Raw genomic sequence first — 21,013 nt, 5'->3', positions numbered from 1 at the left:
GAACAAATCAGCGGCTGATAATTATCGGCCGTATGGTTGACAATTATCAGCCAAGCGGCCAACGATTATCAACCATACGGCTGACGGTTATCAACAGCTGATTAGTCGCCATACTAATTTGGATTAGTATGTATAGTAATTGGGATTAGTACGCATAGTAAATAAAAATTCATCGAAATCCTTTTGTATATTTGTACCCGCCGAAACAACCAAAGCGGCGATTCCCGTGTTTTTATTACAGATCAACAAACAAGAAGAAGATTATGAGACTTACTTATATCTACCATAGCGGATTTGCCATCGAAGCGGAAGGATATGCCATCCTGATAGATTATTTCCAAGATACGGGAAAGACACCGGACACAGGCTTCGTTCACGACGAACTGCTTCACCGTCCCGGTACATTATATATATTATCGTCACATTTCCATCCCGACCATTTCAACCCGGAAATACTCGAATGGAAAAAGATAAAAAAGGATATCAAGTATATATTCTCCAAAGACATACTGAAAAGGCGCAGGGCTAAACCCGAAGATGCGTTATACCTGAAGAAGGGAGACGTGTTTGAGGATGAAAACATCCGCATCCAGGCATTCGGTTCTACCGATGTGGGTACTTCTTTCCTGATAGATTGTGAAGGGAAAAAACTTTTCCATGCAGGCGATCTGAATAATTGGCATTGGAAAGATGAATCGACACCTGCGGAAGTGGCCAAAGCAGAAGGCGACTACCTGCATGAACTGAATACACTGGCCGAAACGACCAATCATCTGCATCTGGCCATGTTTCCTGTCGATCCGCGTATCGGGACGGATTTTATGCGGGGAGCCCAGCAATTTGTCGACAGGATAAAGACAGACGTTTTAGTCCCCATGCATTTCTGGGAACGGCCGGCCGAAGTAATGGCTTTCGGCCCTTACGCCGAGTCGAAGGGCTGCCGTTATATCTTGTTGTCCGTACCCGGAGAAGGCACTGATTTTTAATTTATAAAGAAAACAATCATGGAAATTAAAAGTAAATTCGATCATTTCAACATCAATGTTCTCGACCTCGACAGAAGTATCGCTTTCTATAATAAGGCACTCGGGCTAAAAGAACATCACCGCAAAGAGGCACAGGACGGCTCTTTCGTCCTCGTTTACCTGACGGACGATCAGACGGGATTCCTGCTGGAACTGACCTGGCTGAAAGACCGCAACGCCCCCTACGAACTAGGAGACAACGAAAGTCATCTCTGCTTCCGTGTAGCTGGTGATTACGACGAAGTACGCAAATTCCATAAGGAAATGGACTGCGTATGTTATGAGAATACGGCTATGGGGCTATATTTCATCAACGATCCCGACGATTACTGGATCGAGGTTCTGCCAGCTAGATAAAAGACAGCATACCAATCATCTTGCACCAAAATTGTATCAGCCTTTTACCGGCAATACAATTTTGGTCAACCGTTCTTCATACGTCTGCTCCTTCTTCTTATAGTAAAATTCATAGGCCGTACCTTCGGGTTCATATCCCTTCTGCATGATCCAGGCCGTCATTTCCCCATATAGATAATCCATTTCATCATAATCGCCTTTGAACAGGCAATGGACTACTTTCGTTTCAGGGATGATGCGTGATTGCAGGCTCTCGTTACCTTCCATCCAGGTAGAAAGAGGGAAACAGATCTCTATATCCAGATTATGTATATCCAGATCCAGGTAATCGTAGTAAATAATAAAAGGGACATCGGTCATATATACTCCGGTCGGCCGGAGAAGTGACAGTGCGACTTCGCGTTTTTCGGCAAACAGCCGTTCCATATCTTTATAGCTGGCTTTCATGCGGGCCGATAAAACAGGCTGTTCCGCCCGGACCATGAGCCGTATATCTGAAACCTGTGGCATAGTGTTATTCATTAATGGGTTAAGAATTTACCAAAGGTAAAATAAACATTCAATGAAGCGGTACCAGAATGCAGAAAAAAACTGAAAATGACATATTTTGATCCAACCGACAAGTAATCTTTCATTTATTGTAATAGATGAAATAAAACATCATTACGCATTTTTTTTAAGAAAATCATTGCAGCTAACCATATTCCTCTTATATTTGCTTTCCAGAAAAACTCATTATTAATCATAAATATAAAATCATGGAGAAGCCTTATGTAGTAGGTATTGATATAGGCGGTACCAATACTGTTTTTGGAGTAGTAGATGCGAGAGGTACAATTTTGTACAGTGGATCAATCAAAACAGGTAAATATACTGATATCGATGAGTATGTATCAGAACTTGGTCAAGGTTTGCTACAAGTAATCGATCAGGCCGGTGGTCCCGACAAAATCAAAGGTGTAGGCGTAGGAGCTCCTAATGGTAACTTCTTCAACGGCTGTATCGAATTTGCCCCAAACCTTCCGTGGAAGGGTAAAATTCCTTTGGCTCAGTTGATCAGCGAACAAATCGGTGGTATTCCTGTAGCATTAACAAATGATGCCAACGCTGCTGCGATTGGTGAAATGACTTATGGTGCAGCTCGTGGTCTGAAAGACTTTATCGTAATCACACTGGGAACAGGGGTTGGTAGCGGTATCGTTATCGGTGGTAACCTGGTTTACGGACACGATGGATTTGCCGGTGAATTGGGTCACGTAATCATGCGTCGTAACAACGGACGTCCTTGCGGTTGCGGTCGTCAGGGATGTTTGGAAACGTATGCTTCGGCAACAGGTGTGGCTCGTACAGCCCGTGAATATCTGGAAATCCGTAAGGACGACAGTTTATTGCGCGAACTCGATCCGGACGAAATCACTTCAAAAGATGTATATGAAGCAGCTATGAAGAATGATAAGCTGGCTCTTGAAATCTTCGAATTCACAGGAAACATCCTGGGTGAAGCTTTTGCTGATGCTGTTGCATTCTCAAGCCCGGAAGCAATCATTCTGTTCGGCGGTCTGACCAAGGCAGGCGATCTGATCATGAATCCGATCAAACGTTCTATGGAAAAGAATATGCTGAAAGTATACGAAGGTAAAACTAAACTGCTTTTCTCTCAATTGAAAGAAAGCGATGCAGCTGTACTCGGTGCCAGCGCATTAGGTTGGGAAGTAAAAGAGTAATCGTATTTCAACGGGGTTCGGCCCCAGATCGAGGGCGGCTTCAGGCCGCCCTTATTTGTTTATATACATTATATATATATTAATAATATGAGTCATCCTTTACATCAGTTTATCTATTGTCCGAAATGTGGTGCCAAAACATTCGTCGAACGTAACGAGAAGGCCAAAATGTGTACCACTTGCGGTTTCGTCTATTATTTTAACCCCTCATCGGCAGTAGCCTGTTTTATCCGTAACGCAGCCGGGGAAGTTTTATTGGTACGTCGTGCGAAGGATCCGGCCAAAGGAACACTCGATTTGCCGGGAGGTTTTGTCGACATGCATGAATCGGCTGAAGAAGCAGCACATCGCGAAGTGAAAGAAGAAACAGGACTGGATATCACCGAATGCTGTTACCTGTTTTCTATTCCTAACCTTTATCCATATTGCGGTTTTGAAGTACACACGATAGATATGTTTTTCGAATGCCATGTAGAAAACTTCAACAACGCTCATGCAGAAGACGATGCAGCTGAAATTGTTATTTTGAAAGAGGAAGAGCTGAAAGCGGATGACTTCGGATTGATATCAATAAAGAAAGCAATTGAAATTTACAAAGAAAACAATCGTTAACTTCCATCTTTTTATCTATCAATTGACAATTAGGGGACGAAATATTTCGTCCTTCTTATTTTCCGTATTACAATTTCTCTACCACATCCTACTTATTGTTTTTTTATAAAAAAGAAGATACATAACCCTAAAAAAAGCCATAGTTCTAAAAGAACTATGGTGTGATGTAAGCAGAAAACATCTAATTATCAATAGTATTCTATTGGTTAAGTAAGGTTAAAAGCTTTTTTTTATAACATTGGTTCATATGAATTACTTTCTGTTTATCTATCTGGCATTAATAAATATTGTTTAATATGAATAGGAGGATATTACGATTAACATACAAATTTATAATGATATCAAAATGTACAATATGAATATAATCAAAGGATAAGATTTGTAGTCAGATTGAATGCTGATTATTTTCTTTGTTATTGTTGAAGTTGTTAAAAACAAAGCATAATATATCTTTTTTTGACGTAAAATAACAGTGTTTGATAATTTATTAATATATTTGCGCCGGATATTTAGTACGGAGTTCTTTTAGAACTAAGATCAAAAACATCAATAAACGTCAAATCTAAAGCAACTCCACTAACACTAGTATTATTATCAATAAACTCATTAATTATGTTGAAACACTTCAAACCTGTCAGCTTAATTCTTGTCGCAGGAGCAATAACACTTCCTACAAGTGTATATGCAGACTTAGCGCCAGAAAAGCACGAAACTGCTATTACCCAACAAAGTGGTAAAGTAAGCGGTGTTGTAGAAGATGATTTCGGACCTGTTGCCGGAGCATCAGTAGTGATCAAAGGAACCACTCACGGTAGTATTACCGATATGGATGGTAAATTCAACCTGGAAGGAGTAAAAAAGGGAGACATTATCCAGATTTCTTTTATCGGATATGCTACTCAGGAAGTCACCTACACTGGCCAATCTTCATTAAACATTAAACTAGCAGAAGACACTCAGAAGCTGGACGAAGTTGTCGTAACAGCTTTGGGTATCAAGAAAGATGCCAAGAAATTAGGTTATGCCGTAAGTAATGTATCATCTGAAGAATTAACCAGAACTGGCGGTTCAAACATCGCAACCGGACTTTACGGTAAAGCTACCGGTGTACGTATTCAGGCTGCTCCTGGTGGCGGTACATCAGCGGTATCTATCTCCGTTCGTGGTCTTTCTTCTATCACGGGTAATACTCAACCGCTGATCATCATGGACGGTGTACCTCTTCACAACAGTAACACCAACAATGATGGTTACTGGGGTAACCAGCGTATCAACTCCAACGGTATGGTAGATATCAACCCCGAAGATGTCGAAAACATCTCTATCCTGAAAGGAGCTGCCGCTTCTGCCCTGTACGGATCGGAAGCTGCCAACGGTGTTGTGATGATTACTACCAAAAAAGCTAAAGCCGGTTCAGGTACTCAGATTGACTTCAGTGCAAATGTAAGTTTCGACAAAGTGGCTTATATGCCTGAAATACAAAAGGAATACGGTCCGGGTTACGATAACTCACAATTAGGAAACGATAGTCAAGAAGCTTTAACTGGTTTCCGTCAGTTACGTGTAGACCGCAACGGTAACGCAATTGTTACGCCGAACCGTGAAACTTATTATTCGTGGGGGGCTAAATATGATCCCAGCAAAATGGTTACTTACTTTGACGGTACACAGCGTGCATTCGCACCGATTGACAACAACCAATGGGCAGATATCTTCCGTACCGGTGTAAACCAAACTTACAACCTATCGTTGACCAACAGTTCCGAGAAAAACAACGTACGTTTCTCATACACTTACAACGATGTAAAAGCTATGCAGCTCAACTCTAACAACCATAAGCATAATTTCAACTTAAACGGTACATTCAATGTAACCAATACCATCAAGTTGAACTACACGGCCACTTATCAGAACCAGTTCATTAAGAACCGCCCGTATCGTATCAGCCGTTTAACCAACAACTTCAGTGGTATGTTCGGTGGCTTCACCGATGTTGCTTACATACGCGACCATACAGTAACAAGCCTTGGTTATCAAAACAGCACATCATCGTATAACGGTGGAACAAGCGATACATTAACACCAGACGAACAATTCCTTTATACCCCAATGGGATCTACCTCATTAATGAGTGAATACTTCTGGAACATTATGGGTAAAGAACAGTTGGAAGAACACCAGCGTTTCATCGGTGCAGTCAACCCGACTTGGGAAATCATCCCTGGATTAACATTGAACGGTCGTGTAGCAGCCGACTTGACTGTTGACAAGATTGAAAACAAAAACCGTGCAGAAAACGCACATGTATTCTCTACCAACGGTCAGTATAGCGACTCTTATGGATTAAATAACAGCCGCTACCAGATTGTTTATAGCGATGTGATGTTGATGTTCGATAGAACATTCAATGAGCTTCATAATGTAACAGCCAACCTAGGTTGGACAGCTCGCCAGGAATCTTATTACAAATCGGATGTTAGCACCAGCCAAGGTCTGACACAAGAAAACTGGTTCCACTTGAACGCCTCTGTCGGCACAAAGAATGCAAGTATGACCAAACAAGATTTGCTTAAAACAGGTGCTTTCCTGACTGCCAGCTACGGCTACAACGGCTGGGGATTTCTGGAAGGTTCTATCCGCCAGGAAAAGACCTCTACCCTGAAGAAAGGCAACAATTCATTCTGGTATCCTTCTGCCAGCGCCAGCGTACTCTATACGGAATTACTTAAAGACCAAATGCCAACTTGGTGGAACTATGGTAAAGTACGCGCTTCTTATGGTATTGTAGGTAATGCCCCTGAACTTTATCGCGCCGTTTTGGCATTCAAACAAGAATCATTGCTGAGAGGATCTACTTACAGTTATAATTACATTGATAAGAGTATCGGTAATGAAAGTATCAAGCCGGAAACCAAGTATGAATTTGAAATCGGTTTGGAAAACAAATTCTTTGGAAACCGCTTAGGCATGGAATTCAACTTCTATAGCAATACCATCAAAGACCAGATTCTTCAAACGACCAGTGCCGCTTCTATGGGTGCACAGAGCATGTTGATGAATGTAGGTGAGTTGAGCAACAAGGGTGTTGAATTTAGCGTATACGGTACTCCTATTGAAAACAAAGATTGGAAATGGGATCTGCGTGCAAATGTAGCTTGGAACAAAAATACAGTAAAAAAGTTAGCTGATGGTTTGGATGTATTAAATCACTCGGATATTGATGGTGGTGCAGCCTCGCTTGAATCACATGTAGGCGAATCTATGGGTGACTGGTATACTTATACTTGGAAAACAGACGAAAACGGCAATTACATCGTAGGCAGCAACGGTTTGTATATAACCGATACATCCGAACGTCACAAAGTAGGTAACGCCATGCCAAAAGTTACCGGAGGTTTCGGTACAAGTTTAAGCTATAAGAACTTTACTTTGGATATGGCCTTCGACTTCCGTTTTGGTGGCGATGTATTGAACACACCTTGGCAATACATGATGGCTGTAGGTAATATTACCGACGCCGTAGGTGTTCGCGACCATTCCACAGGAGGTTTATTCTACTACTGCGACACAGAAAAAATGGACGACAAAGGTTCTATCCATATCGTTAACCCAAGTGAAGTAAGCAACTACAAACGAGGTGAAACGATGATAAACGGTCACTATGTTTGGGACAACGGTTTGATCTTGCCGGGTGTAAAAGAAGACGGCACACCAAACGACATCATTGTAACTCAAATGGAAGCAAACGTCAGCCAATATGGTTGGGGTACAGGCGCCAGCATGAGTTATCAGGATGCTATCCAAAAGAACAGCTACATCAAATGTCGTGAAATCAGCCTGGGTTATACACTGCCGAAAGACTTGACCAAGAAGTTTGCTTGCAATAACCTGATGGTTTCAGCTTTCGTACGTAACCCGTTCTATGTATATCGCACATTAAAATTGTTCGACTCTGAAACAACAGACGGTACAAACTGGATTTATCAGGCACAATTAGGCGGTTCAACGGCCAGTGCACGCACATTCGGTTTCTCTGTTCGTGCAAACTTCTAATTTACATTTTATTAAATCAGATTAAAAAGAAGAATTTATGAAAAAGATATTTTCATTGTTAGCAGGAGGAATCGCACTAGTATCGCTTGCCTCATCATGCGCCGATTCAGCGTATGATGATAAGTACGCAGATCCTTCTCAAACAACAACAGTAGGTGTACCTCAGGTATTTACCGCCGTAATGTTTAAAGGGAACACCTGGATGAACCCGATTTATTATCGTCATTGGGTACAATCAACCACCTCAGGTCTGTTCTCCGGAGTTATCGGTACAACCAATTCGCGTGCTCGCTATATGGGTTCCGGTGAAGGACGTTACAATGATCGTTGGAAAGAATTTTACGATATGCTAACCCAACAGCGTTTGTTAGAATATACTTATGAAAATCTTTCCGAAACAGAAAAGCCCTCAAACATTGTATTCTATTATCTGGGTCGCACACTGGTTGAATCACAATTACATGAAATGTTGTCCATATTCGGAGATGTACCTTTCAACGGTGCAGGTACACTTTGGAGAGATGGCGATTACAATGCAGCCAAAGAAAAATGCGTTTATGATGACGATGTAGCACTTTATAAGCAGATCCTTGTCGACCTGAAAGAAGTCGGCGACTATTTTGCCAGTGGCAATGTAAACCAGATTGGTCTTACCTCATTAAGCCGTCAAGACTACACGATCGCGGCCGGTGATGCTACATTATGGCGCAAATATGTCAACTCACTCCGTCTGCGTATTGCTCTTCATTTGTCTACTGCCGGCGATTGCACAGCAGAAGCCCATGCTGCCATTGCCGAAATCCTGAACAATCCGGGACAGTATCCGCTGATTGACAACAATACGGAAAATATGGGTGTGACAGCCAATACCCAGAAGGACGATTTCAATTTCGGTAAAAGTTTCTCACAAGCGCTTCGCTCAGGTGGTATGGCTGCTTGTTCACAGACTATTCTGGATGCTATGAACTTGCCGACAAACGGTTTACCTGACGAAAATACCGACCCACGTCTGGAAGTTATGTACGATTGCAACCCCGATGGACAATACATCGCTTATGATGTCATGATGACCGAGGCTGAAATCACAACCTTGAAAGACCAAAAACAGAAAGAGTATGTAGAAAGAGGTATGACACAAGCCAATTATTTCTGTGAAATCGACACAATCGCTGCCGCCGGTTGGGCTACATATCAAGGAAACGAAAACATATTCGGCCTATGGTTAAGTGCAGCCGAAGTAAGTTTCAGCAAAGCCGAAGCTTATTTGATGGGATATGGCGTGAGTACCGATACCAACAAGGCGAAAGCAAACTTCATTGAAGGAGTGAAACAGTCTACCGAATACTATTGGGACATGAAGGAAACCAGCTCGCTTCATAAAGAAGGCAACGATAGCTACAGAGGATTCCGTCCATTGGTTAGACCAACAAACGATGCTATTGCAGCCTACGCCGAAAGCATCTGGAAACCGACCCAGGAGGTTATCTGCACGCAGTTATGGCTGAACTTCGGCTTCATGAACAAGCTGGAAGCATGGAACGTAGTACGCCGTACAGGTTATCCTGTAGTTGAATTTGCAACAGATAACCAGGTATCTGGTTTCCCTACTCCTCCTAACCGTTTGCCTTATCCAAACGATGAGTTGACTTACAACAGCGAAAACTGCCAGGCAGCTATCGCTAAAAACTATGAAGAGCCAAGTGGTTATTACACCAACCTCTTCTGGGCTAAGAAAACTTATTATAAGATGGTTAGATAATCAACAAAAATATCTCCACACAATTATATAAAACATAATTGATGGTAAATGTGGAAACCGAAACCGCCCCGAAGTGATTCGCGGCGGTTTTTATTTATATACTATAATTAGCGTTGTTCATCATACACCCCGAACTCAGCAATTGAAGCCTGCCCATTGGTGATCTCTATTTCTATTTTGACTTTGTTTCCCCAAACACGGTCAAAACGATGCACTTTAACTTTATCAGCCTTATCTCCCGAACAGATCTCTTTCCAGATACCATCCGTTTCATATAATAAGCGATACCGTTGTATACTTCCCTGAAGATCGGTTATTGTTATCATATTGAAAGAATGGCATTTATCCAGATCCACTTCCAACCAGGGGGTTGCTACAGCCTTGTTCGACCGCCAACTGGTTGTAAAATCATCGTCATTTCCAAAATCCATGATCCACATATCCTCACTCCAACTGGAATCAGCCGGTTTACCTTTGGCTATATTCGTTGCAATTATTGGGGCATCATAAGCCGGAAGTTGGGGTACGGCTACATCATCTTTCCAGAGTTCTCCGATCTTCTTCAATCCCTCAACAGCATTCGGATCGATCAGGCCGTCACGGTTAGGAGCCACATTCAATATAAAATTGCAATAAGCCTGATTGAATGGTTCCAGATTATCCTTTACAATCGTAACGGGATCTTTTACAGGCGATACCGGAAAGTTTTCTTTCCAGAACCAGCTCTTATTGATCGGTAAGCAAGATAAAGCGGGTAGTTGGTTCGTCTCTTTTGAAATATGCTGTCCGGCATTCTGCTCATACGACTTTATATCTGTGTAGAACAAGGCATCCTTCGGATACTTGGCGGCATTCAGATCCATCACCAGGCAATTGGGCTGAAGTCTTTTTATCAACCGGTACACTTCCTCAAACGGTATTGTCTCATAGGAGATACGCGACCAGGGAGCGTCCCATCCATCGATAATGATTGCGGTTATCTCCCCGTAGTTGGTAAGAAGTTCCGTTAACTGCTCTTTGACCATTTCGACATGGGCTTTAGTGATAAAGCCGGGACGCAGTTTATGATGAGTATCGAGTATGGAATAATAAAGCATCGTTTTCAGTCCTTCCTTACGGAATGCTTCGGTATATTCTTTTACGACATCACGTTTGAGCGGACTATTCATCACATTATAACCGGTCGTTTTCGTATCCCAGATACAGAAACCACTGTGGTGCTTGGTCGTCAGGCATCCGTAACGCATCTTAGCGGCTTTCGCAGCTTTGGCCCACTGCCCGCAATCCAGCTTCACCGGATTAAAAATGGCCGGACTCGCTTCCGGATCCGCCCAGTCGTCATCCATAAACGTAGGGATATTGAAGTGGATAAACATACCGAACTTCAGGTCGACAAATTGTTGTTGCAGATTTCTTAGATTCGTATCCCGGCTATCCGGACGGGCATTTGCCTGTTGCACTCCCAACCAGCTCCAGATCAGCAATCCGGCAAAGATCTGTAAATAAAACTTCATACGCATTAAATTTAATTCTAAATTAATAATCTGTTTTGAAGCAACATGACCAGCCCCCACAAGGCCGGTCATATTGCTTCAATTATTTCTAATAACCATCATTCTGTTTCAGGTTCTTGTTATTCTTGATCTCGTTGGTCGGGATCGGGAATAACAGTTCCCGTTCGCTCAGAGCCGGCCCGTAAGTGAATTTATGGCCAACATAGTTATCAAACTTTCCGGTTGTCAGATTCAGCACCTTGCGGGTACGAGCCATATCAAACCATATCTTATTTTCAAAAGACAGTTCATGATAACGTTCTTTCCAGACTGCATGGCGAAACTCATCCTGCGACAAGCCGCTAAGACCTTTCAGGTTTGCCCGCTGCCGCACCTGGTTCACGCAGGAATATGCATCGGCTGAAGGACTTCCATCGGCTTCATTCTGTGCTTCGGCATACATTAATAATACGTCTGCATAGCGAAGCAACGGATAATTCAGACTGCTTTTCGCCGTATTCAGGTTCGCATCCATATCGAAGAACTTAAAGATATGATAAGCACCGAACTTAACGATCTCTTCCCTGTTCGCATTCGAAGTAAACTGGGTATAATAGAATTCGCCTTCCTCTGTCCGCTTATCTCCTTTTTCATAGGTATTAATAAATTCATCCAGTACGACTATCGAACCTGTTTCAGTCGAGTAGTAGGAAATATCCATATTATAAGGCAAATATAAGCTTTGGAACGGACTTTCCACTATTCCCGACTGATATTGGATCATAAAAAGATGTTCCCCCTTATTTTCCATTTCAATATTATGCAGATCGCCGTAGGAAGAAAACAGCTTGTAACTACCGTTATCTATCACTTCCTTCGCCTTGGATGCAGCCAGCGAGTAATATTCCTTCCCCTTTTCCAATGGATAACCGGCCATTGTCAGATAGACGTTTGCCAACACAGACTTAATAGTAGCCATTGTTACTTTGCCACTTTCATCTACCCAGGGCAACTCTGATTTTTCAGCTTCCTTCAAGTCGGAGATGATCTGGTTATAAACATCCTCAACAGAAGCCTGCTGCGGATATAATTCGGGAGAAGAAGCATCTACCGGTACCAGAACCAAAGGTATCGACCCGAACAGACGAACCAGGTTAAAATAGTTATACGCCCGGAGAAAATAAGCCTCACCCAGACATTTTTTCTTTGTACTGTTATCCATTTCTATACCGGGTATATAGGTAATTGCCAGATTCGCATTCGCTATTGCACGGTAAGTATAGTTCCACCAGCTCTTGCTGTATTCGTTGTCGGAGTTATTCACCACCAGTCGGATATTATTGATGTTGACATTCTGGCTCACTTTCGTTCCGGCAAGTCCGGTCTGGAAATCGGTCATGAAATAAGGGTTACCGCCATAGTCGCCATTGGCCGAATATCTTAAATCCTGATAAATCGAATTCACTACGCTGCGGGCGTGTTCTGCCGTTCTGAAATAATTCTGCTGGGTAAAATTAGACGGGTTCGATTCATCCAGAAAGTCTGTACAACTACTACACCCCAGAACCAGCGATACTATCAATAGTGCATATCTTGTTTTCATAACTTAATCGTATTTAGAATTAAAAACTAACATTCAGCCCGATGGTAAACGTACGTGGTTTCGGATAACCGAATACAGTTATACCCTGGGCAAAGGTTTGTGTGGCATCGGATACTTCCGGATCATAACCATTGTACTTCGTGATCAGGAAGAAGTTCTGCACACTACCGTATATCCTCAGGTATTTTACATAAAACTTATTGGTCAGTTCCGAAGGGAATGTATATCCCACTACCAGGTTCTTACCACGCAGGAACGAGCCGTCTTCTATAAAATGAGAGTCGATATTCGTTGTATATCCAGCACCGGTCGGCCTGATCTGGGCAATCATCGTATTCTGGTTTTCAGGCGTCCAGGCATTCAGCACGGTCTTGTAGCTGTTGGCTATACCTGTACGGTCTTCTGCCGAGTGTTTAGAAATATCCATTACATCGTTGCCAAACATATATTGCAGGTCGACAACCAGGTCGAAGTTTTTATAACGGAACGAGTTGGAGAATGTTCCGTAACCGTCGGGAATACCCTTACCGATGATCATACGGTCGAGGTCATTGATCTGTCCGTCGTTATTCCTGTCCCAAAGTTTCAGGTCACCCGGGCGAAGGTTATATTTAGCAGCTTCCGCAGCTTCGTCCGTACTCCAGGTACCCAGGCGTTTGTAGCCGTAGAAAGAACCTACCGGTTCACCTACACGGATGATATTATTGCTGGACGACAAAATGTCCGGCCCCGGATAAATATCATCGCCACCTTCGCTCAATGCCAAGACCTTGTTCTTATTGAAGGAGATATTGAAAGTCGACTCCCATGTAAAGTTCTCATTCCGGATATTCACCGTATTGATAGAAAACTCGAAACCTTTATTACTCATGCTACCGATATTCTTTGTGATAGAAGTAAAACCGCTGGAAGCCGGCACCGGTGCATTCAGCAACATATCCGTCGTTTTCTTATAATATACATCCATTTCCAGGTTGATCCGGTTATCGAGCAAACCGATATCCAACCCTGCATTCACCTGAGAAGTCTTTTCCCATTTCAAATCCGGGTTAGCTAATGAGGAGACTCCAATACCGGAAGCTTTGGAACTACCGAATACAGTCGTGTAATTTCCTAAACTTCCCTGCGAAGCATAAGCACCCGTTTCCGAGTTACCGGTCAAACCATAACTGGCTCTCAGTTTCATGTTGGAGATCGCCGTTACCGGTTTTAAGAATGCTTCTTCAGAGATACGCCAGGCAGCACCTACAGACGGGAAGAACGCATACCTGTTCGACTGGCCGAATTTGGAAGAACCATCCAGACGAGCCGTTGCCGTCAGTAGATATTTACTTTTAAAGCCGTAATTCACACGTGCAAAATAAGAGTTCAAACCATAGGCGTTTGCACTGGAAGCAGCCGTAGGAGAAGTTCCTATTCCCAGGTTATTGTACTGGAAGAAGTCATCTTCGAAACCAGTTGCAGAGGCTGTAGCCGATGCGTTATCGACATGCTGCCAGGACAGACCGACCATACCGGTAAACGAATGCATACGGGCAAACTCTTTATTATAAGTCAGGTAGTTCTCAAACTGCCAGGAGTTATTTCTGTTATTCACGACAGAAGCACTACCATTTGGAGAAGAGATCCAAATCAACTGACGGCCACCATAGTAACCGGATTTCTGATTAATAATATTAGCTCCTAATACCGAACGGAATTCCAGACCGGGCATCAATGTAATGTTAGCATACACATTACCCAGCATTGTCTGTGTCTCCATGGTGTAGTTACGGTCTTTTGCTACCTGTACGGGGCTGTTGCCACCTTCCATTCCCGGATAATCGTTATTTCCGGCGAAAGTACCATCCTCATAGCGAACCGGAAGGAAAGGCAACGCCTCTACTATCTGGCGTCCAACGGTTATACCGCCATCGCCCATAGAGTCGGTCTGGCGTTCCTGTTGGTAAGCGTAACTTAAGCTACCTCCTACCTTCAACCATTTGGTCAGTTCGCTATCCATAAAGAAACGGGCGGAATAGCGTTTCAGATAAGACTCGATGATCAAACCGTCTTCTCCTCTGAATCCGACAGACAGGCCGTAGCTATCGCCCCCCTTCGTATTGGACACAGATATCTGGTGAGTCTGGGAGAAGGCATTCCGTATCGTTTCATCCTGCCAATCGGTATCATACAACGGCCGGCCGTTTGAATCGAACAACCTCGGATCGGTTCTTTTCAGTTTCGGATCCTTATAACTGCCATTCTTCCATCCATCAGGATCAAACTTCTGTGCATTGGCATAGGCCAGTTCTTCCAGTTGTAAAAACTCCGAAGCATTCAGGACATCCAGTTTCTTAGGAAGGACACCTATACCGAAGTCTGTATCGTAACGGATGGTTGTTCCCATCCCTTCACCTTTCTTGGTGGTAATCAGGATCACACCGTTGGCTCCGCGTGCACCGTAGATGGCTGTTGCAGATGCATCTTTCAAAACCTCTACCGATTTGATATCATTCGGGTTCAGGTAATCGATCGGAGAAGTTCCGTTCGTCAATGTACTGACGTTCAATATAACACCGTCCACAACATAGAGCGGATCATTCGTTACGCTGATGGAAGAATTACCACGGATACGAATAGAAGCGCGTCCGCCCGGACGGCCTGAGTTGGTGGAGATATTCACACCGGAAACCCTACCCGACAAAGCCTGTCCGAAAGAGGTAACCGTACGTTGTGCCAAAGCATCTTCCTTGACGGAACCGGATGCTCCCGTCAGGTCACTTTTCTTCATCGTACCGTAACCCACCACAACGATCTCGTCAATATTCTGAGTATCTTCCTGTAAAGTGATCTTTAGAATCGATTTATTCCTGGTACTTATTTCCTGCGACAAGTAACCGATATACGAAACTACCAACGTGGCATTATCCGGTATCTCGAAAGCAAACTTCCCGTCTACATCTGTCATATTCCCGATAGTCGTGCCTTTTACCAATACATTCGCTCCGATAACGGGTTCTCCATTGCCGTCGACCACAACACCTGATATCCGGCGACCGGCCTGCTGCTGTTGCTGCAGTGCGATAATATTATTTTCCTTCGAGGATAAAACGATATGGTTTCCCTGGATCATATACTCGATGTTCGTATCCTCGAACAATTCGTCCAACACCTGGCTTACCTGTTTATCCTTTACTTTTACGGAAACTTTACGATTTACATCGATCTGGTTGTTATACACAAAGAGATACTCTGTCTGTTTCTCTATTTCAGAGAATATCTTGTTTAACTGCGTACTGGATTTACTGATGCTTACCCGCATATTCTGCGAATGAGTTGTAGAAGCGAACGAACAAAATATACAGACTAATAACAGGAATGTAGTTATTCGCATAATTCTGAATAGTTGTTTAAGGTTGGGACTTTTTAGGCAATAATGTCCCTGTAAAGTATTTTTTTTCATACATTTGTTGTTTCAAAGTAATACAATTTAATGAATTGTGTTATAGATTCTTGCCGGTTGATGCGTCACCATCAGCCGGCATTTTCGTTAACAAGGATTTTTTATGTCATAGGCAAACAAGATTAAAAGGTTAATACTAAATTGGATCAGTTTATATAAACGATATGATTCTCACGATCCCGTTGATAGGTAAAATGAATATTCTTCTGCAACAGGCTCAGTGCGTAATCCACTCCATCCGTTTGTTTGAATTTACCGGTATACAGATATTGAGTGACTTTCTGATTGTTAACTACAATAGTCAGGCCATAAAACTTTTCAAAGTCTTCCATAACCACTTTGAAAGGCTCGTCAACAAAGCAGATCAGGCCTTCTTTCCAACGGTACCGCTCATAGTTACTGACTTTTTGTGTCAGTAGCTTCCCGTTTGACCGATATACCTTATTATTAGGCTTCAGCGAAACGGCCTGTGTCGGATCGTCGAGCATCGAGACCTTTACACTTCCTTCCATCAACACCGTTTCAAATTTATCCCGGGAAGAATAAGCATCTATATTAAACTTGGTACCCAGTACCTCGACACTACATTCTTTGGTATTAACGATAAATGGCCTTTTCGAATCTTTTGCAACGTTGAAATAGGCTTCTCCATCCAGCTTAACCTGACGGTTTTCCTTATTGAAGGATACCGGATATTGTATAGTGGTCTGGGCATTCAGCCAGATATTACTGCCGTCAGGCAAGGTCACGTTTACGCATTGACCGGCCGGAACCGATATGGTCTGCATAGCGATCGGCCCTTCCGTTTTTTCCGATTGCCAGAAGTAACCGAGGCCAAAGGCAACGACAATCATTGCAGCAACTCTCAGGAACCGGGCAATACCACGGCGCAGGAAATATTGCTGTCTGCCGGCCTGTTGCTGTACCTGTTTATCCTCCCCATGCAATAAGACGGCATTATAAAGCTTCCGCTCTTTCAAAAGAAATTGCTTATTGCCCGGATCTGATTCCATCCAGTGCATGATTGCTTCTTTCTCCTCCAGCGTAGCCGCTCCGGCAAAAAATTTATGTAATAATTCTTTTTCCATTTTTCCTGTTTCTGTCTATATAGAAATCGGGAGAAGGAAGTGCCTAGTTAAAAAATAAAAAAAGTCACAATTGGTAGAGTAAAAAGGGAAGCAACACATAATAATCCTTGAGATTGACGCGCAAAGCTGATAATGCTTTAGCGATATGGTATTCTACTCCTTTCGCGGTCATATTCATTTCCTCGGCTATCTCTTTGCGGGTTTTGTTGGCAACCCTGCTCATGATGAAAATACGGCGGGTCTGTTCCGGCAACTGCTCCAAAGTCCGGTTGACTATTTCTTTTATTTCATTGGTGAAAAGCTCTGTCGGTTCACAGACTTCCAGGGAAGATATTTGAATGTTCAATTCCCATTCGGCCACATTCCTGATCCGCTGAGATACATCTTCCTGAAGCTGTTTACGCTTCAGGTGGTTCAGGCATTTATGCTTAACCAATGTCAGGATATAGGCAGGAATATTGGAGTCTTCACGCAGGATATCCCTCACTTCCCAGTAATCCATAAAAGCTTCCATTACAAAGTCTTCGGCCACTGTCAAATCTTGCACATACGAATTTGCAAAGCTGATAAAGCGGCTTTTATAATCTTCAAATAGCTGATTTAATTTCTTTATGTCTTCCGATCCCTTCATTATGCCTTTTCATTCGTAGAAAGCGTAAATATAGAACATTTTTTATTCTTCTTTAGTAAATAACGTCTCTCTTTTTATCTGGACCGATTTGTTTATGAAATCAAATATTAATTCTTTTTGTTAATAACTTACTAAGCATTTGTATGTTATTCTTTATATTTGCAACTTAGAACTAACAGAGACTGTTTAATATCTGTACATTAAAGCGAAGGAGTGATGAAAAGAATACTTATTCCACTGTGCCTGGTGGTAGGAAGTCATGTGGCTAGCGGGCAACGGTCGTACCAGTTTGAGGCACCGGACCGATTGTTCTTAGAAGGTAAAGAATTGTTTAGTTTAAAGAATTATCCGGGTTGCATCGATAAGCTGGAAGCTTACAAGCAGCATTCGAAAGATGCCGACCTGATCCAGGAAGCCAACTATATGATCGTATATGCGGCTTATGAGCAGGGACGACCTAATGCCGACCAACTACTGAAAGATTACCTGGAAGACTATCCGGCATCACGCCATAGTGACGAGGTGAACTTCCTGATCGGTTCGGTTCATTTCGGACGTGGCGAATATCAGAAGGCCATCTTCTGGTTCAATGAGTCGAACATCGACATGCTGAGTCCGGAACAACAGGAGACTTACAGTTTCCGCCTGGCCTACTCACTGCTGCAAAACGGGGAAATGGACAAAGCGAGAGGATACTTCTCACGTATCCAGCAGGTCGGGACACAGTACCGCGAAGCAGCCACCTACTATGTGGCTTATATCGATTACGCTACCGGCAAGTACAACAATGCACTGGTCGAATTCAGCCGCCTGAAAGAGATGCCTGACTACCGCGAACAGTCATTATATTACATCACGCAGATATACTTTATACAGAACAAATACGACAAGGTGATCAGCGAAGGGGAAGAGCTTCTCTCCTCTTATCCGAACAGCAAGAATAACAGCGAACTCTACCGCGTCCTGGGTAACTCTTACTATCATCTGGGAAATCAGGACAAGGCGATCAACATGTTAAGCAAATATGTATCGTCTACCGACAGCCCGTTGCGGGGCGACCTGTATATCCTCGGTGTTTGCTATTATAATAAAGGTAACTACAACAGCGCAGTCAATGCCCTGTCGCAGACCGTCCGCCAGGATGATGCACTCACCCAGAATGCCTATCTCTATCTCGGACAATGTTATCTGAAGCTGAACGACAAGAACAACGCCCGTATGGCATTCGAAGCGGCAGCTACTTCTTCGTTCGACAAACAGATCAAGGAAACGGCCATGTTCAACTACGCCCTCCTGATCCATGAGACAGCTTTCACCGGCTTCGGTGAATCGGTTACGATTTTCGAGGACTTCCTGAATGACTTCCCCAACTCCCAATATGCGGACAAGGTGAACGATTACCTGGTGGAAGTCTATTTAACGACAAAGAACTATCAGGCTGCCCTGAACTCTATCAATAAGATCAACCGTCCGAGCACCAAGATACTGGAAGCCAAGCAGGACATTTTGTTCCAGCTCGGTACACAAGCATTCACCAATATGAAACTGGACGATGCGGTAGACCTGTTCACCCAGGCTATCAATCTGGGTTCTTATAATATGGAATCGCGCAACGATGCTTACTTCTGGCGCGGAGAGTCTTACTACCGCCAGGGTGAATACCAGAAAGCTATTTCAGATTACCGTACGTATCTGAACAATACCCGTCAACGCAATACGGATATGTATGCCCTGGCTCATTACAACCTGGGTTACTGCTACTTCAAACAGAAACAATACGGAGAAGCCCAAAACCGCTTCCGCCAATATATCGACCTGGAAAGCAACCAGAATGCTCCGGCTCTGGCAGATGCCTACAACCGTGTAGGCGACTGTCTGTATCAGAACCGCCAGTTCGCACAGGCCGAAGAAAATTATTCGCGTGCCGCACAACTGCAACCTTCCGCCGGAGATTATTCAGTCTACCAGAAAGGCTTCCTGCTGGGCTTGCAGAAAGATTATAAAGGAAAGATCAATATGATGGATCGCCTGATCCGCGACTATCCCGAATCGCAATATGTAGATGATGCCCTTTTCGAAAAAGGACGTTCTTATGTATTGCTGGATAACAGTTCGCAGGCTGCCAAAGCGTTTGAAACATTAGTGCAAGAGTTCCCGCAAAGCAGTCTGGCACGTAAAGCCGGTATCCAGCTGGGTCTGCTCTACTTCAACGACAACCAGCCGGAGAAAGCGGCCGATGCCTATAAAAAGGTGATCAGCAATTATCCGGGAAGCGAAGAAGCCAGAGTGGCGCTGCAAGACTTGAAATCGGTCTACATCGACCTGAACGATATCAATGCGTATGCCAACTATGTAAACTCCCTGGGTGGCAATGTCCGCTTGGAAGTAGGCGAACAGGATTCACTGACTTATATTGCTGCCGAGAAACTGTTCAACCGTGGTAACAACGAAGAAGCACGCCGCAGCCTGATCAACTATTTGCAGACATTCCCGGAAGGTGCCTTCAGTTCGAATGCGAACTATTACCTGGCTAGCATTGCCTTCAGCAAGAAAGAATATGACGAAGCACTGCAGCGCTTCCAGTCGGTTATCGAAAGTGGCGACACGAAGTTCCTGGAAGAAGCGGTTGCACGTACGGCCGAAATGCAATATCTCACCAAAGATTTCCCGGCTGCACTGGAAAGCTTCAAGCGTTTGCAGGTCATTGCCGAAAATCCGGAAAACAAACTGGCTGCCCGTCTGGGTGTTATGCGTTGTGCCTTACAGACCGGACAACAGGAAGAAGCACAACTGGCCGCCAACGAGTTGCTGAAAGAATCGAAGCTATCACCCGAAGTGGAAGCGGAAGCACGTTACATCCGTGCCAAAGCTTATATCGACCATAAGCAGCCTGCAAAAGCTGTCGAAGACCTGAAAGTACTCAGCCAGGATACCCGTACCGTTCACGGTGCCGAAGCGAAGTATCTGCTGGCACAGTATTTCTACGATACGAAGGATGATAAGAACGCAGAAAAGATCCTGGAAGATTTCGCCAAGAACGGCACGCCTCATCAGTACTGGCTAGCACGCGGCTTTATCCTCTGGGCTGATATTTATATCCGCCAGGGAGACGACCTTCAGGCACGCGCTTATCTGAACAACCTGAAGAACAACTATAAGGGTGACGACGAAATTGCCGGCATGATAGAAGACAGATTAGGTAAACTAAAGCAATAATAGAATA

The 21,013-nt window shown here is 43.6% G+C and carries 13 protein-coding genes; 7 read left to right on the top strand and 6 right to left on the bottom strand.

What is annotated here, in order from left to right; genetic code table 11:
* Nucleotides 1-263 precede the first annotated feature (263 nt).
* Together HMPREF1212_RS02635 and HMPREF1212_RS02630 are read left to right on the top strand one after the other, a co-directional pair.
* Nucleotides 264-986, top strand: coding sequence for an MBL fold metallo-hydrolase (locus tag HMPREF1212_RS02635; RefSeq protein ID WP_046148331.1), 723 nt, complete (start codon nucleotides 264-266; stop codon nucleotides 984-986).
* An 18-nt stretch (nucleotides 987-1,004) separates the two neighbouring features.
* A complete protein-coding gene (locus HMPREF1212_RS02630) occupies nucleotides 1,005-1,382 on the top strand; it encodes a VOC family protein (RefSeq protein ID WP_028729546.1) in 378 nt (125 codons plus the stop codon).
* 36 nt (nucleotides 1,383-1,418) lie between these two features.
* On the opposite strand, the gene HMPREF1212_RS02625 is transcribed toward HMPREF1212_RS02630, so the two are convergent.
* Nucleotides 1,419-1,892 carry a GyrI-like domain-containing protein gene (locus HMPREF1212_RS02625; protein WP_028729545.1) on the bottom strand — a complete coding sequence of 158 codons (474 nt, stop codon included), beginning with the start codon at nucleotides 1,890-1,892 and terminating at the stop codon, nucleotides 1,419-1,421.
* Nucleotides 1,893-2,140: 248 nt separating this feature from the next.
* Here HMPREF1212_RS02625 and HMPREF1212_RS02620 point away from each other — a divergent pair, with 248 nt between their 5' ends.
* The 4 genes from HMPREF1212_RS02620 to HMPREF1212_RS02605 all read left to right on the top strand — a co-directional run bounded on the left by HMPREF1212_RS02620 (nucleotide 2,141) and on the right by HMPREF1212_RS02605 (nucleotide 9,530).
* Complete coding sequence (locus HMPREF1212_RS02620) at nucleotides 2,141-3,106, top strand: ROK family protein (protein WP_028729544.1); 966 nt, start codon at nucleotides 2,141-2,143, stop codon at nucleotides 3,104-3,106.
* Nucleotides 3,107-3,193: 87 nt separating this feature from the next.
* Entirely contained in the window at nucleotides 3,194-3,718 is a 525-nt protein-coding gene (locus HMPREF1212_RS02615) for an NUDIX domain-containing protein (RefSeq protein WP_028729543.1), read from the top strand.
* Between the two features lie 612 nt (nucleotides 3,719-4,330).
* On the top strand, nucleotides 4,331-7,771 hold the full coding sequence (locus HMPREF1212_RS02610) for a SusC/RagA family TonB-linked outer membrane protein (protein WP_028729591.1): 3,441 nt from the start codon (nucleotides 4,331-4,333) through the stop codon (nucleotides 7,769-7,771).
* Nucleotides 7,772-7,808: 37 nt separating this feature from the next.
* Nucleotides 7,809-9,530, top strand: a complete 1,722-nt coding sequence (locus HMPREF1212_RS02605; RefSeq protein WP_046148330.1) for a SusD/RagB family nutrient-binding outer membrane lipoprotein — start codon at nucleotides 7,809-7,811, stop codon at nucleotides 9,528-9,530.
* A 107-nt stretch (nucleotides 9,531-9,637) separates the two neighbouring features.
* On the opposite strand, the gene HMPREF1212_RS02600 is transcribed toward HMPREF1212_RS02605, so the two are convergent.
* The 5 genes from HMPREF1212_RS02600 to HMPREF1212_RS02580 form a co-directional block, all read right to left on the bottom strand.
* Entirely contained in the window at nucleotides 9,638-11,044 is a 1,407-nt protein-coding gene (locus tag HMPREF1212_RS02600) for an alpha-L-fucosidase (protein ID WP_087880909.1), read from the bottom strand.
* An 88-nt stretch (nucleotides 11,045-11,132) separates the two neighbouring features.
* Entirely contained in the window at nucleotides 11,133-12,626 is a 1,494-nt protein-coding gene (locus HMPREF1212_RS02595) for a RagB/SusD family nutrient uptake outer membrane protein (protein WP_046148329.1), read from the bottom strand.
* Nucleotides 12,627-12,645: 19 nt separating this feature from the next.
* Nucleotides 12,646-16,002 carry a TonB-dependent receptor gene (locus HMPREF1212_RS02590; RefSeq protein WP_082099810.1) on the bottom strand — a complete coding sequence of 1,119 codons (3,357 nt, stop codon included), beginning with the start codon at nucleotides 16,000-16,002 and terminating at the stop codon, nucleotides 12,646-12,648.
* A gap of 215 nt (nucleotides 16,003-16,217) precedes the next feature.
* Entirely contained in the window at nucleotides 16,218-17,159 is a 942-nt protein-coding gene (locus tag HMPREF1212_RS02585) for a FecR family protein (RefSeq protein ID WP_046148328.1), read from the bottom strand.
* A gap of 64 nt (nucleotides 17,160-17,223) precedes the next feature.
* On the bottom strand, nucleotides 17,224-17,790 hold the full coding sequence (locus HMPREF1212_RS02580; protein ID WP_046148327.1) for an RNA polymerase sigma-70 factor: 567 nt from the start codon (nucleotides 17,788-17,790) through the stop codon (nucleotides 17,224-17,226).
* Nucleotides 17,791-18,006: 216 nt separating this feature from the next.
* Between HMPREF1212_RS02580 and HMPREF1212_RS02575 the strand changes: the two genes are divergently transcribed.
* Nucleotides 18,007-21,006: a tetratricopeptide repeat protein gene (locus tag HMPREF1212_RS02575; RefSeq protein ID WP_046148326.1), complete on the top strand. Its 3,000-nt coding sequence runs from the start codon at nucleotides 18,007-18,009 to the stop codon at nucleotides 21,004-21,006.
* Nucleotides 21,007-21,013 lie beyond the last annotated feature (7 nt).

Source organism: Parabacteroides sp. HGS0025 (assembly GCF_000969845.1).
GTDB classification, from domain to species: Bacteria; Bacteroidota; Bacteroidia; order Bacteroidales; family Tannerellaceae; genus Parabacteroides; species Parabacteroides gordonii.
The sequence above is the reverse complement of the archived record's forward strand: the minus strand, read 5'-3'. Positions and strand labels throughout refer to the sequence as shown.